The following is a 13,673-nucleotide window of genomic DNA, read 5'->3' as shown; positions in this document are numbered from 1 at the left end:
CACTAGTTGGCAAGGGCCGTGTCTGTGAGTTGTGCAAACTCGCGGGCACGGCCCTTTTCCGTCAGGGCCGAATTGTTCTTGGCGATGGTGATGCGCTTATCGGCGGCTAGGGTGTGGAGAGCTGCGCTCACGGTATCGTCGTCAAGCATGGCGAAATAGGGGAGCTGGTCGGTGAAGAAGACGTAGCCGTCGCGTAGACGTGCGATGAAGAGGACTGTGAGGATGCGGGCCTCTGGTGAGTCGGCGGGGTAGGGGCAGCGCTGGGCGAAATTGTCAGGAAGATGCGCGGCGAGAGGGAGGAATCCGAATTGCCGCGGCAGGATTGCGCAGGTAGCGGTGATGGCGGACAGAACTAGGGTCATTATGCAGGCGACCGGTGTAGAGGAAATTCGTTCGGCGACGGCGGCAATGATCCATGCTCCGGGGAAGATGAGCAGCACGCTTATACTGCTATTCCACGAGATGTCGTTTGGTGACTCACGCATCGGCTCTGCGAAGTAGGAGGGCCGAGTTTCTTTGGTGGGTGTTTTTGCCTGGCGCACGAAAAGTGTGGTGCCGATGAGTACCAGTAAAAGCGCTATCATGATCCACCAGCCAATGGAGCCGATGATGTGGGCTTTAAGCAATGCGAGCAGTGCGATCACTGCGGTGGTGACGCCAATTGCCGTCCCCAGGCGCACGGGACTATTGATAAATTTTGTCGTGCGTTCGGCCCCGTCTTGGTAAGAGCCTGAAGAGTGTTGGTGCCGGCTGGAATCTGTCATACTTCTTAATTTTAGTAGCGATGGAACTATAGATTGTTGAGAGTTGTGTGGCTAGTGTTATGACCATGAGCATTGTAAAAATTAACGCTATTACCGTTCCTGAGGGTTCGGGAGAAGAGCTCGAACGTCGCTTTTCCGCAAACTCTTCAAAGATGAGCGATGTGCCGGGCTTCATTGGTTTCCAGCTGCTGCGTCCAACTGCAGGAGAGAGCCGCTACTTTGTCTTTACCGAGTGGGAGAGCGAGGAGGCCTACCAGGGGTGGCGTGAGGGCCGTGCCTTCAAGGCTTCGCATGAGGGCGAAAAGCGCAAGCCGGTGTCGTCGTCGGCTGATTTGCTCGAATTCGATGTAGTTCTCGATGTGAAGGCCTAAGTAGTACGAAATGTAGTACTCGGCTGAGGTTAGAGCGTCGCGCGGTGGTGTGCGGCGCTTTTCTTCGCACATTAATATCGAACGTACGTGCTATTTAGGGTAGTGTTTAATCCGCTTGTTGGGAAAGAATATTCGAGCAGTGTTCGTGGTGGGCAGGGCAGTGAGATGGCAGTGGGATAGCAGTGGGATGAGGTGGAATAAGAAGTGACAACGGCGGTCAATATTGCTGCGGGGCAGTCTAGGGAACAGACTATTGCGGCATTGCGGCAGGCGATGGCAGCCCAGTCTGGTGGGACTGCAACTGGTGCAACCTTTGGGCTCGGTGAGGCTCTGCCGGTGCCGGAGGCGTTGGAAAATACGTTGGCGGGAGCAGTGCGAAAAGGGGCTGTCAGTGTCATTGAACAGCCCGGTGCGGTATTGGCAGGCCTAATCGCGGAAGTTACGAAGACAGGTCATGTTGCGCTAGTTGGACTCGCTGAACAGGGGTTGCTCTCCGTAGTGGAGTTGGGCGGGAAGCTATCGAACATTGTCTGTGTACCAGATCCTGGAATGCAGCCACTTGAAGTAATTGGGCTGTTGGCGGACGGCGTTGACTTGGTGGTGGCTTCGTTGGCGCGCACTCCGCCGCCGTCGAAGGCACGTCCGCTGCAGGCACGACTGCGCACGAGTGGTTGTGCTCTGGTTTTTGTCGGGCAGCAGTGGCCGGGCGCTGAGTCGGAAATTTCCAGCTCTGTTGCTGGTGTTTCCGGGCTTGGTACTGGTTATGGCCGGATTCGAGCAGTGGATTACCAAGTCAGTGTGTCGGGGACGCGGTTTCCGCGGAGGCAGTGCCGTTGGCGGGTGGGGGAACAGGTGGAACAGAACAATGTGGTCGCCTTTCCCGCACAGAGGAGGTCCTAGTGGTAGCGGCGCAATCGAACCGTGTGGTGGCGCTCTGGCTTCCTGATTGGCCAGTGCAGGCAGCGCATCTAGCATCTGTGACGTCACAGGCTAATCCGCTCAGTCCAGTTGCGATTGTGGGTGATAGCGGAGTAGCTGTTTGTTCTCCGAGTGCGCGCCGTGCAGGGGTACGGCGCGGGCAAAGTCGTCGGCATGCGGAAGCGTTGTGCCCGGAGCTGGATGTTGTCGAGGAAAGTGCGGTGCGCGACGCTGCGGAATTCGAGTCCGTGCTGCAACGGTTGGAGGCGGTGGCAGCTGGGGTTGAAGCTCTACGGCCAGGCTTGGCGGTTGTGGCAGCGCGAGGGGTAATGCGTTATTACGGCGGACAGGATGTGGCCTTGGAAAAGCTGCTTGATGCCGCTGCGGTACCGGGCGTGGACTGCAACTTGGGGCTCGCGGACGATATTGTGACAGCTATTTTGGCAGCGCGCAGGGGAGTGCTGGTAGCTCCCGGGGAGGATGAAGGCAAAAGATTTCGGCAGGGAATCTCTCTGGTGGAGCTGAGGGCGGAAAGTGCACTGGAGATGCCCGCAGAGCTTGCGAAGTCGTGGCAGGAACTCGGCCTGCGCACATTGGGGGATGTCGCTGCGTTACCGAAGCGGGATATAGCCAACAGGTTTGGGGCGCAGGGGGCTAGATGGCACGATTTGGCCTGCCGTGGGGAAGTGCGGTTGGTGGCGCCGCGATCTTTGCCGCCCGGACTGGCTGTGAGTTACCAGTCTTGGGAAAGTCCACTCCGGAGAGTGGATGAGGCCTCATTCGTCGCGCGCTTTCTAGCTGGGCAACTGCATGAAAAACTTTTTAACCATGGGTATTCGTGTTACCGCTTAGCGGTGGTGGCGCAATTTAGTGACGGCTCAGAGGTGCGCAGAGTATGGCGCTGCACTGAGCCATTGGCAGAACAGACTACGGCTGACAGGGTTCGGTGGCAGCTGGATGGCTGGCTGAATAACAGGAATCGGCAGCAGCCACGAGGAGGCAGCGGCACTGTTGCTGGAACTGTTGACGGCGCTGAGGAAAATGATGGAGATGACAGCCGCGGAATTGTAGAGCTGCAGTTAGAGCCACTGGATGTGGTCGCCGCCGGTACTGTAAAACAGGATCTGTGGCACGGCAGCGATGATGCGCGAGCCAAAGCGCGCCGGGCTGCCGAGCGTGTGCAGGGGTTACTGGGGTCAGAGGCAGTACAGCAACCAATCATGCAGGGCGGGCGTGGCCCAGGGGAAAGAGTGGGATTTGTCGCTTTCGGAGAAAAACCCAAAAGCACAAAAACCGCGGAAAATAATCAGCCGTGGCCGGGAGCCGTTCTTGCTCCCAATCCGGCAACTATTCCCGCGACTGCTAATGCTGAGGTGGAAGTGCTCGATGCCAATGGGCAGATCGTGGGTGTAACTGGGCGAGCGACCATGACGGCGGAACCATCTCTGGTGCGGCATGGAGTGACAACGTACCGCGTGTCATCGTGGGCTGGGCCCTGGCCGATTGATGAGCGCTGGTGGGTGCCCGATGAGGCTCGTCGAGCGGCAAGAATACAAATCCGTGCGATGGCGAATGACGGTACCATCGCCGCCTGGTTGCTCATAGGGCATGCCGGCGCATGGAGAATCGAGGGGGCTTACGCGTAGAGGCGTAGCTCGGGGCAACCCGATTACTTCGATTGGAAGTCAATAACCAGGCGGTTCGGATTGCTCAACGAGAAAACCTTGAATGGGGTCTTATCGCCCTTGAGCCCGACGACATACTGAGTCTGTCCCTCGAAGGTTCCGCCGCCAACGACTTCCTTAATGACGGACGTCGATGTCGGCTTGACCGGGTCAGAGGGGAAGTCCTCCATCTGGAAATCAAAGGGGTAACCCATGCCCCGCAAGTCGATTACCAGCTTGGCTGTGCCGTCGACCGAAATCGGTTTGCCGGAGCCCTGTTGGGTCGGCACATCCTCGTAACGGACGAAATATCCCGGAGTGCCCTCGCCCATGAGTTCAAAGACAATGCGGTCGTAACCGTCGTGGGAACCGACACGGACATCTTCAATACCCAAGTAAGCGCCATCGGAAGGGGCAGCTTCTGAGGAGGAACTATTGAAATCGCCCTCCGGAGCAGCATCGTCATCCATGGTGGTTTGCGCCGCCGCAGATGAGCTAGTGGAGCTGCTAGAGCTGCTTGACAAATCGGAGGTGCCAGCGGTTGAGTCAGTCTTCATAGACACTGCAGCAGCCGAGTCTGAGGATGAGTCAGAGGAGCAAGCGCCGAGAGCCAGGCCCAATGCGAGGCACAGGGATGCCGCGATACGGGTACGGGTGCGCGAAACATCCAGCGATTTCGTATTCATACGTCTGACGGTATGTGCGCAGTTACGGAATTTCAACAAGCTGAACTACAAAAGTCGAGGTCAGAAGTATTTGTTGTCAAAGTGTTGCACAATAGTAATAAAACAGGGGTGAACGCTGCGACCTAAGACCCAATCGCAGGGGGCACTCAATTACGCTTAGGCGTATGAGCCAGGCCAAATTTGATACCACCTGTTCCGCTCGGATGACTGAGCCGCTTCCCGGTACTGCGAAGACCGGAAAGCTCTTTATTGCGTTGGAGCACCAACTCGGTTGGTCGCACGATATTTTTGACGGCGGGGTATGGGGAGCAGAGATCACCGGTCAGGTAGAGGCCTGGTTGTCTGAACGCGGCGGCGCGTTGCAGCTGATTCGAAAGCCAGGCCGAATCGGCCAGCAGCCGTGTGATGGCGTTAACGTCTATATCGCGCATTGTGAATCAGTGGATGGCTCTGAGGTTTTTCTCGAACATCGCATGGTTGCCGATGTTGAAGACCTGATGACTCTGGATATCCGCCTTGGCCAGCCCACCGAGGGGGCCACTCGTCTGGACCATCCACTGTTTCTCATCTGTACGCACGGTAAGCGCGATCGTTGCTGTGCGATTAAAGGTCGCCCGCTCGCTGCTGCGATGCACAATCTCTACCCAGAGGTTGTTTGGGAAACCTCGCACTCTAAGGGGCACCGCTTTGCGCCGGCCAGCGTGCTGTTGCCATGGAATTACAGCTTTGGACGTCTGAGTGCGATGGATGCCAAGGGGGTCATCGAAGACGCTCAGCAGGGCATCGTGCATGCAGAGGGCTGCCGCGGCCGTGGTATCTACACCCCGCAGGGGCAGGCGGCCGAGTTGGCTGTGCGTCGTCAAGCAGATGCGTGGGGCGTAGACGATGTCGCACGCGTTGACGTCGACGGCACGACTGCAGTCGTCGCGCTTTACGACGGCCCCAGCGACCGCGACAAGGTCGTGGAATATGAAGTGGCCCTGGAGAAAATCACCACGGAAGGCGTTGTGTCTTCCTGCGGTGATGCTCCAGGGCCAAAGAAGGGCTGGGCTGCGGTCGAGGTAACCCGCCGCTAGCTAGTGGCTAGCTAATGTGCGCGGCTACCTGCGCATAATCTTCTTGGAGAGCCAGTTGCCGAAGATCTGCGCCAACTGGACGATGAAGATGATGACCAGGGTTGTCACCAGGGTGACGTTCCAGTCGAATGCCTGGTAACCGTAGGTGATTGCGAAGTTGCCCAGTCCGCCACCGCCGATGTAGCCGGCCATAGCTGACATGTCGACCACGGCGATGAAGGCGAAGGTGTAGCCCAGTACCAGCGGGCCCAGTGCCTCCGGCACGACGACCGTCCGGATGATGCGCCACGGACTTGCGCCCATCGCACGGGCGGCCTCAATCACGCCGGGGTCGATGGACATCAAGTTTTGCTCCACCAGGCGCGCGATGGCGAAGGTGGCGGCAATCGACATGACGAACACTGCGGCTTCGGTGCCGATCGTGGTGCCGACCACGTTCTTTGTCAGTGGGCCGATGGCCGTAACCAGGATGATGAACGGGATTGGGCGGACAAAGTTAATCAGGACATTGAGGACCTGGTAGACAAACTTGTTGCGCAGTACGCCACCATCGCGGGTGGTGTAGAGCAGCACGCCGATTGCCAGACCTGCGACACCGCCAATCAGCATGGCGACACAGACCATGTAGAGCGTCTGGCCGAATGCCTCGCCCAGCATCGGGCCGAGGCTATCCCAGTTGGTGTCCTTGCCACTCACCGATGGCAGAGAGTTTAAGAGACCGATCATGATGCAAGCTCCTCTACCTGTGTCAGTTCGGAAATAGCAGCAATGGCGGCATCGAAATCAGAGGAATCCGAGGCGGAATTGCCTGTCAGCGGAGTCAATCGCAAAGTAAGGCGGCCGTAGGACTTCGCCTGCACATTGGCGACCGCGCCGTGTGCCACCGAGGCGGCGACACCGTGGGCACTAGTGGCCTGTGCTAGGGCACCGAGGTCAACACCGTCATTGATAGTGATGGTGACCAGGCGAGCTGCTGCGCTCTCGGCAGACTGATTCACCGAATCGCGTTCACGGCCAATTGGAACATCGCGCAGTGCGGTGGTGGCGAAGCGGCGGCCAACCTCAGTCTTGGGGTTGGCAAAAACCTCGTGGACCGTACCGGTTTCGACGATGTGACCATTTTCCATGATGGCCATGCGGTCAGCGATACCGCGTACAACCGACATATCATGGGTGATCAGCACGATAGTGACACCCATTTCGCGATTGATGCGACGCAGCAGATCCAGGACGCCGGAAGTAGTTTCCGGGTCGAGTGCCGAGGTGGCTTCGTCGGCAAGCAAGAGCGTCGGTTCGGTGGCGAGCGCACGGGCGATGCCGACACGCTGCTTCTGCCCACCCGAGAGCTGCTCGGGGAAGGACTCCGCCTTGTCGCCGAGACCGACGAACTCCAGCAGCTCCTGGGCGCGAGCGCGGCGCTTGGCCTTCGGCATGCCGGCCAGTTCCAGCGGGTATTCAACGTTGCGAATCGCGTTGCGCGAATGGAAGAGGTTGAAGTGCTGGAAAATCATGCCGATATTGCGGCGCAAGCCCCGTAGCTGGCGCTCGGAGATGCCGACGATGTCGGTGTCATCTAGCAAAACCTGCCCGGAGGTTGGCTTTTCCAGGCCGTTAATCATACGGATGAGCGTTGATTTACCGGCGCCGGAATAACCGATGACGCCGAGGATTTCGCCGGGTTCAACGGTTAGGTTGATGTCGGCGAGCGCGGTGACGTCGCCGAATTGCTTGTTCAGCTCGCGGAATTCGAGCTTCGTTCCCCTGTTGGTCACGAATGAATCAGTGCCCCTTGGTCTGTGTTCCCTGGTGTTGGGCGGTACTTAAGTGGCAGTGGCGTTAGTTCTGCTCGCGCTGCTGCTCTTCGACGCGGTCCAAAATGTCCTGCAGCTCCTTAGCCGAACGGTCAACCGGAACCGAGGTGCCCTTGGAGTCCTCTGCGACTGCGTCCTGGACCTCCTTGGAGTGCCAGATCTTGGAGAGCTCCGCGTACTTCGGGTCGTCAGCATTTTCAGCCTTGGTGACAAAGACGTTGATGTACGGCTCTGCCTCCGTGGAGTTCGGGTCATCCTGGAAGATGGCGGTATTCGGGTCGATGCCGGCGCGGTCCAGGAAGGAGTTATTAATAATGGCAGGCTTGCCCTCGCCGTAAGCGGCCGGGGTCTGAGCGGCATCCACTGGCAGGACCGTGACTGTGGAAGCTTCCTTATCGATGTCGGCCGGGGACGGAGTCAGCAGGTCATCCTGCTTCAGCTTTAGCAGGCCAGCCTGAGCCAGCACGTTAATAGCGCGCCCCTGGTTGGAAGGGTCGTTCGGGATAACGACCTCGGTGCCCTTCTTCAGCTCATCAACCGACTTGTGGTCCTTCCAGAACAGAGCCAGCGGGACAATCTCGCTCGAACCAATCGGAGTCAGGTCCGACTTAGCGCCGACGTTGTACTCAGCCAGGAACTTGATGTGCTGGAAGAGGTTGACGTCGAGCTGGCCCTCATCGAGTGCGCGGTTCGGGGTCTGGTAGTCGGAGAAGTTCTGAACATCCAGGTCAATGCCCTGTTCAGAAGCCTTCTGCTCGAAAACGGTCCAGGCCTTCTTGCTGGCATCCGTGGTGCCGATGCGAATGGCATCATCCGAGCTGCCGCAGGCAGTAAGGCCGGTTGCGGCGAATGCGACAGTGAGTACACCGGCGGAAAAACGCTTGAGGTTCATCGAGGGGTCTCCTTATTTAATGGGATTTGTTAGCTGAAGTTTTAAGGCAGAACTAGACCAAGCTGTCTTTAATTCTGGGGTTAAGGCTAGCACTTGCCCAGGTAGTGCTGAAAATTCAACTTCAGCCTAAACAGTCGAGCGTGGCTGAGATGTGACTTACGGATGCGTCCCGGGGGTGACGTTTAATGCAGATGCCAGTCGAAAGTACGTTTGAATGCAGTCCGCGGTGTGGGTTAATGTTCGTGGCATGGAAAACATCTCGGACGGACAGTCGGAGCAGTCCGGTCGGCCACTGAGCTGGTCGCGGATTGAGCGTATTCTATCGGGTAAATTTTCAGGAAAACTACAGCCTAATGGTAGCTTCAACGGCTGGCGGGGACAGCTGTCAGATTCCATCGTTGGGGCTTTTGAAGCTCCGGAAAGCGGCGCTGGTGGCAGAGGTGGCATGTCATTTACGCCTGCGGATATTAAGGCGGAATTGCACTGTCGTTCGAGTTATTCGTTCCTGCATGGCGCATCGGATCCGGAAGAATTGGTGTCCGAGGCTGTGCGTTTGGGGTTAAACGTGTTGGGGCTGACAGATCGCGATGGTTTCTATGGAATCGCTCGTTTTGCCGAGGCTGCAGCGGAGGCTGGTATTGCCACAATCATCGGCGCGGAGCTGGGGCTTCCGCAGCGGCCCCTCACGGTGCTGGGGCGGGGGCCCGAGGGCTATCGGCGCCTGAGCCACGCGCTGTGTGATGCGCATATGTCGGCAGGGGAGAAGTCCGTCGTCCGCTATCCTCCACTGCCAAAGTTGGGGGAGGCTGCAGGTGGTTTCTGGCAGGTGCTTGCCGACGTTAACTGGCTCGGCGACCTGGAAGAACTTATTGCGGCCTTCGGTGCGGAGAATGTGGCACTCGAACACCGCGTGAGCCCCACCGCGCAGGCGGCCGATGACGCGGAAGCTATTTCAGCCGCAGCTGTGAAGTATGGCCTGCGGGAGGTGGTTTCCTCTGCTGCGACGTCAGCTTCGCCTGCGACAAGCCGGTTGGCTGGGGCTAAACAGGCTCTTGCTGTGAGAGAGGACTTAGGCGGGTTCGAGTCACGACTGGAGCCGGCAGGCGGAGCTTGGTTGCGTTCGTGGGAGGAGCTAGCGGCGGCAACACGGTATCTGGGGGTGCAGGTGCTGCGGTCAACACAGGACATTGCAGGTGAGTGTGCTTTTACGCTTGACCTCATTGCGCCTGAGTTGCCTCGCTGGGAAGTGCCAGAGGGCCACGATGAGGACTCCTGGCTGCGGGAAATTGCCCGTGCGGGGGCACGGCGGCGGTATGGTCCGGTCGATGGAGCTGGGGACGGCTCCGTGCAAGCGCGGGCGTGGGCGCAGTTAGAACATGAGCTGACTGTGATTCGAGAGTTGGGCTTTCCGGGCTACTTCCTCATCGTGCACGACATCTGTGAGTTCTGTCGCCGGGCGGGAATTCTGGCGCAGGGGCGCGGTTCGGCCGCTAACTCGGTGGTGTGTTTTGCGCTGGGGATCACCAATGTTGACCCCATTAGTGCCGGGCTGTTGTTCGAGAGGTTTTTGTCGCCAGAACGGGATGGTCCGCCGGATATTGATGTAGACATCGAGTCTGGTCGTAGGGAAGAGGTTATCCAATACGTCTATGAAAAGTATGGTCGTGACAATGCCGCGCAGGTAGCCAATGTCATTACCTACCGGCGGCGCGGCGCATTGCGCGATGCGGCGCGGGTGTTGGGATACTCGCCGGGCGTTATCGATGCGTGGGTCAGAGACCGGGAAGCGTGTCCGCCGGAGCCGGTGCGAAAACTGGCGGAGCAGCTTCGTGGGCAGCCTCGTCATTTAGGCATTCACTCTGGCGGAATGGTGATTTGTGATCGGCCGATTGCGGATGTCGTGCCAGTGGAATGGGCACGCATGGAGGGGCGCTCAGTAGTGCAGTGGGATAAGGATGACTGTGCGGCAGCGGGACTGGTGAAGTTCGACCTGCTTGGCCTCGGAATGCTGGAGGCCATCCACCATTGCATTGACTTGGTCTATGAACAGCATGGGCGCCGAGTGAACCTGTGGGAAATAGATGTCGCTGAACCGGAGGTTTACGAGATGTTGGCACGCGCGGACGCGGTGGGCGTGTTTCAGGTGGAATCGCGCGCGCAGCTGGCCACCTTGCCCCGACTGAAGCCGAGGGAGTTCTTTGATCTGGTGGTGGAGGTGGCACTCATTCGCCCAGGCCCCATTCAAGGCGGTAGCGTGCACCCCTACATTCGCCGCCGAAATGGACTCGAACCGGTGACCTATGAGCATCCGGTGTTGGAGAAGTCTCTCGGGAAGACACTGGGCATTCCGCTATTTCAAGAGCAGCTGATGCAAATGGCCGTCGATGCGGCGGATTTCAGCGGGGCGGAAGCGGACTCGCTGCGCCGCGCTATGGGGTCGAAGCGCTCAGTGGCCAAAATGGAAGCGCTCCATGCCCGTTTTCTGGCTGGGCTGGAGCGCACCAGTGGCATTGATGCGGATATTGGGGAACAACTGTGGAACAAGATAGTGGCCTTTGCCGCCTACGGTTTCCCGGAATCACACGCGCAGTCGTTTGCCTCCTTGGTGTATTTCTCGGCTTGGTTTAAGTACCACTATCCGGCGGAGTTCTGTGTCGCATTGCTCCGTGCCCAGCCCATGGGGTTTTACTCTCCGCAGTCGTTGATTGCCGATGCTCGCCGGCACGGTATCGGCTGCGATGGTCCGGATATCTCGGTTTCAGGCGTGGAAGCCAGCGTCATCGATGGGCGTATTCGGTTGGGGCTCGGCGCCATTGCCGGTGTGGGCAATGACGTGGCGGAACGTATCGTCGCAGCGCGGCCATTTGTCAACGCAGCAGATGTCGCCCGCAGAGCTCGGCTGGGTGTTGGGCACATGGAAGCACTGGCGCGCGCAGGAGCACTTGGGTCGCTGGGGATTGACCGTCGTCAAGCACTGTGGGCGGCGGGCGTGGCGGCGACGGAAAGTGAGGGCATGCTGCCGGGGCTCACGCTTGCCGACGCACCTGCGTTGCCCGGCATGACGGAGTTTGAGCTGGCAGCTGCCGATTTGACGGCAACGGGAGTGACCCCGGGGCAGTACCCGGTGGCCGCGTTGCGGGCAGACCTGCAGGAACGTGGAGTGGTGCCTGCGGCGGAACTGAAAACAGTGCCCGATGGAACACGAGTAGAAGTGGCGGGAGTCGTGACGCATAGGCAACGTCCGGGGACCGCTGGCGGAGTGACATTTTTGGGAATGGAGGACGAAACTGGGCTGGTGAATGTGCTGTGTACGCCGGGGCTGTGGAATCGATTTCGGCCGGTAGCGGTGAATTCGCGGGCGATGGTGGTGCGCGGTATCGCGCAGACAGCCTCTGGTGCGGTGACAATCGTGGCCGATCGTTTGGTGGATATGTCCGAGGCTCTGGGGCAGCCAGTGGTGGCAGGTCGAAGTAGAGATTTTCGCTGACTACTAGAATGGATTGTCATGCGCCAGACCTATGAATCCTCGTTAGCACCGGATGGGAGTGCAATCGCCTTTATTGTCCGCGATAGCGGCTACCCGCGTGCGGTACAGCAGGAGATTACTCCGGAGGGGCTAGGGGCGGAGCGCCCCGTGAAACTGCCGGTGGAAGGCCCGGTTACCAGGGTGCTGCACTCCCCGGATGGAAAGTGGATCGCCTGCGAGGTCTCTCCGTACGGTACGGAGCGACTGCAGACCTGGCTGGTATCCACCGATCCGGAGGTCGACGGTGCCCGCCCCCTGCGTATGGATGCGGATATGCGCGCCACACTGGTGGAATGGGATAACGATCTCCTAGCGATGAACGCGGTCGATGCCCAGGGCATTAACTATGCGCGTTTGGTCAACCCGACGAACTCAAAGTATGAGGTCATTGATAAACGCACTGACAGCCAGCTGGTAGCGGCTGAAGGCGGGTTTGGCCTCGTGCGGGTGGGGCCGCGAGGCCACCGTGAGCTACTGCTGGTCGGGCCGGGGCAGCAGTGGCAGCCGCTGTTGCCGTCCGATCCCGGCTCCACCACAGATGCCGGTGTCTTATTGGCGCATCCGGGGCAGGAGAAGCTGACCGCATTCGTACTCTCAGATCATGGCGCGGAACAGCGTCGCATCCTGCGCCTGGGTATTACTCCCGATAGCGGTATCAGCACTACTGAGCCGCGCACAGCGGAATCGACCGCAGCGGAGATTTTGGATATGAAGATCGGCATCGAAGTTGATGTCGAGGAGTTCATTGGCAATCCGGATCAAGACGTCGAAGAATTTGTCATCAGTGAGGATTCCTCCACTGCGGCTGTGCTGTGGAACAGCGGTGGGGTCAGCACGCTTGAGGTGCTTACCCTTGGCCTTCACCCGCAGACTGACGACATGCGGGTGATGGTGCGCCGCAATGTGGAATTGCCGGGCATGGTTGCGCGTGAGCTGTCAATCTCCGGTGACGGTGAGCTGATCTCCCTGACAGTAGAAGGGCCAGGCCTTGCGCCAACGGTGGAGATTCTGCGCAATATCGGTGGTGTCATTGAGCCATTGGACATGGATCGCACCGAACGGATTTTGGCTCTGGAAGAGAAGAATCTGGAGACTATGCCGGCCCCAGAGCTGGTCTACTTTGTCTCCCGCGATGGGTTGGAACTGTCTGGTTGGCTCTACCTTCCGGAGTCGGTGCGCAATAGTTCTAATGACGTTTCCGGAAACGCACTACCGCCGGCTTTTATCCACATCCACGGCGGACCAGAGCTGCAGGCGAAACCCATCCACCACGATGTTCTAGCCAGCATTGTGGAGGCGGGCTTCGTGGTGTTCACTCCTAACGTGCGCGGTTCCTCGGGGTCCGGTAGGTCATTCGAGCACGCAGGTGACCGCTATGGACGCTTTGCCGCTATTGCGGATATCGCAGCGGCGCGTGCCTTCCTCGTTGATGCCGGGTTGGCGGACCCAGAACGCATTGCTCTGGGCGGGCGATCCTACGGTGGCTTCATGTCGTTGTTGGCCTCGGCATGGTATCCGGATCAGTTTGCGGCCATCGTCGATGCCTGCGGAATGACAAGTTTTGAAACCTACTACCAATCCACCGAGCCCTGGTTGGCGCAGGCCGCGTTCCCCCGATACGGCTACCCGTACCAGGATGCTGAGCTTCTGCGCGATATCTCGCCGCTGCACCGTGCGGAGGAAATGAAGGTTCCAACTCTCTTTATCCACGGCGAGTGGGATACCAACGTGCCTCCGCGAGAGTCCGGTCAGATGCGCAACGCCATGGACGCATACGGCGTGCCCACCGATTTTCTAGTGGTCGAGGGAGAGGGCCATAAGTTCTCGAAGCCGAGGAGCCGAGCGCTAATCGGTGAGACCATCATCGCGTTTTTCACCGAGCACGGTGTGTGCGATGCGGCGCCTGCCACGACAGCGGCAGCAGAAACCAACAACGAGCAGTAAAAGAAGCAGCGGAAAAGAACT

11 protein-coding genes and 1 pseudogene are annotated in these 13,673 nt (G+C 58.9%); 7 read left to right on the top strand and 5 right to left on the bottom strand.

The genetic code is table 11. The features are described 5' to 3' along the window. Positions 1-2 precede the first annotated feature (2 nt). Positions 3-764: a hypothetical protein gene (locus QKE19_RS04925; protein WP_016422123.1), complete on the bottom strand. Its 762-nt coding sequence runs from the start codon at positions 762-764 to the stop codon at positions 3-5. 65 nt (positions 765-829) lie between these two features. On the opposite strand from QKE19_RS04925, the gene QKE19_RS04920 reads away from it, so the two are divergent. The 4 genes and pseudogenes from QKE19_RS04920 (at position 830) to QKE19_RS04905 (ending at position 3,699) form a co-directional block, all read left to right on the top strand. Continuing rightward, positions 830-1,135 carry an antibiotic biosynthesis monooxygenase gene (locus QKE19_RS04920; RefSeq protein ID WP_070549744.1) on the top strand — a complete coding sequence of 102 codons (306 nt, stop codon included), beginning with the start codon at positions 830-832 and terminating at the stop codon, positions 1,133-1,135. Positions 1,136-1,339: 204 nt separating this feature from the next. Continuing rightward, on the top strand, positions 1,340-2,035 hold the full coding sequence (locus QKE19_RS04915) for a hypothetical protein (protein WP_070429889.1): 696 nt from the start codon (positions 1,340-1,342) through the stop codon (positions 2,033-2,035). Continuing rightward, a pseudogene (locus QKE19_RS04910) lies at positions 1,963-2,490 on the top strand (hypothetical protein); the annotation flags it as partial. The gene QKE19_RS04915 and the pseudogene QKE19_RS04910, both read left to right, overlap by 73 nt. Positions 2,491-2,967: 477 nt before the next feature. Next, positions 2,968-3,699, top strand: a complete 732-nt coding sequence (locus QKE19_RS04905) for a hypothetical protein (protein WP_246821095.1) — start codon at positions 2,968-2,970, stop codon at positions 3,697-3,699. Positions 3,700-3,722: 23 nt separating this feature from the next. On the opposite strand, the gene QKE19_RS04900 is transcribed toward QKE19_RS04905, so the two are convergent. Next, positions 3,723-4,403 (bottom strand): hypothetical protein, encoded by a 681-nt coding sequence (locus tag QKE19_RS04900; protein WP_016422127.1) that lies wholly within the window; start codon positions 4,401-4,403, stop codon positions 3,723-3,725. 164 nt (positions 4,404-4,567) lie between these two features. Between QKE19_RS04900 and QKE19_RS04895 the strand changes: the two genes are divergently transcribed. After that, a complete protein-coding gene (locus QKE19_RS04895; protein ID WP_016422128.1) occupies positions 4,568-5,479 on the top strand; it encodes a sucrase ferredoxin in 912 nt (303 codons plus the stop codon). 24 nt (positions 5,480-5,503) lie between these two features. Here QKE19_RS04895 and QKE19_RS04890 read toward each other — a convergent pair whose 3' ends face one another. The 3 genes from QKE19_RS04890 to QKE19_RS04880 form a co-directional block, all read right to left on the bottom strand. Beyond that, entirely contained in the window at positions 5,504-6,136 is a 633-nt protein-coding gene (locus tag QKE19_RS04890) for a methionine ABC transporter permease (protein ID WP_224433327.1), read from the bottom strand. Positions 6,137-6,201: 65 nt separating this feature from the next. Then, on the bottom strand, positions 6,202-7,251 hold the full coding sequence (locus QKE19_RS04885) for a methionine ABC transporter ATP-binding protein (protein ID WP_049169931.1): 1,050 nt from the start codon (positions 7,249-7,251) through the stop codon (positions 6,202-6,204). A 64-nt stretch (positions 7,252-7,315) separates the two neighbouring features. Continuing rightward, the gene (locus tag QKE19_RS04880; protein ID WP_070855853.1) at positions 7,316-8,182 is read right to left on the bottom strand and encodes a MetQ/NlpA family ABC transporter substrate-binding protein; all 867 of its coding nucleotides are present in this window, start codon (positions 8,180-8,182) and stop codon (positions 7,316-7,318) included. 247 nt (positions 8,183-8,429) lie between these two features. Between QKE19_RS04880 and QKE19_RS04875 the strand changes: the two genes are divergently transcribed. Together QKE19_RS04875 and QKE19_RS04870 are read left to right on the top strand one after the other, a co-directional pair. Next, positions 8,430-11,669 carry an error-prone DNA polymerase gene (locus QKE19_RS04875; RefSeq protein WP_070606907.1) on the top strand — a complete coding sequence of 1,080 codons (3,240 nt, stop codon included), beginning with the start codon at positions 8,430-8,432 and terminating at the stop codon, positions 11,667-11,669. Between the two features lie 18 nt (positions 11,670-11,687). Continuing rightward, positions 11,688-13,652, top strand: a complete 1,965-nt coding sequence (locus QKE19_RS04870; RefSeq protein WP_048731546.1) for an alpha/beta fold hydrolase — start codon at positions 11,688-11,690, stop codon at positions 13,650-13,652. Positions 13,653-13,673: the final 21 nt, after the last annotated feature.

Origin of the sequence: Corynebacterium sp. c8Ua_99 (genome assembly GCF_039907185.1) — a bacterium.
In the GTDB taxonomy this organism is placed as follows: Bacteria; Actinomycetota; Actinomycetes; order Mycobacteriales; family Mycobacteriaceae; genus Corynebacterium; species Corynebacterium jeikeium_D.
This window is presented reverse-complemented; position numbering and strand designations above follow the sequence as displayed.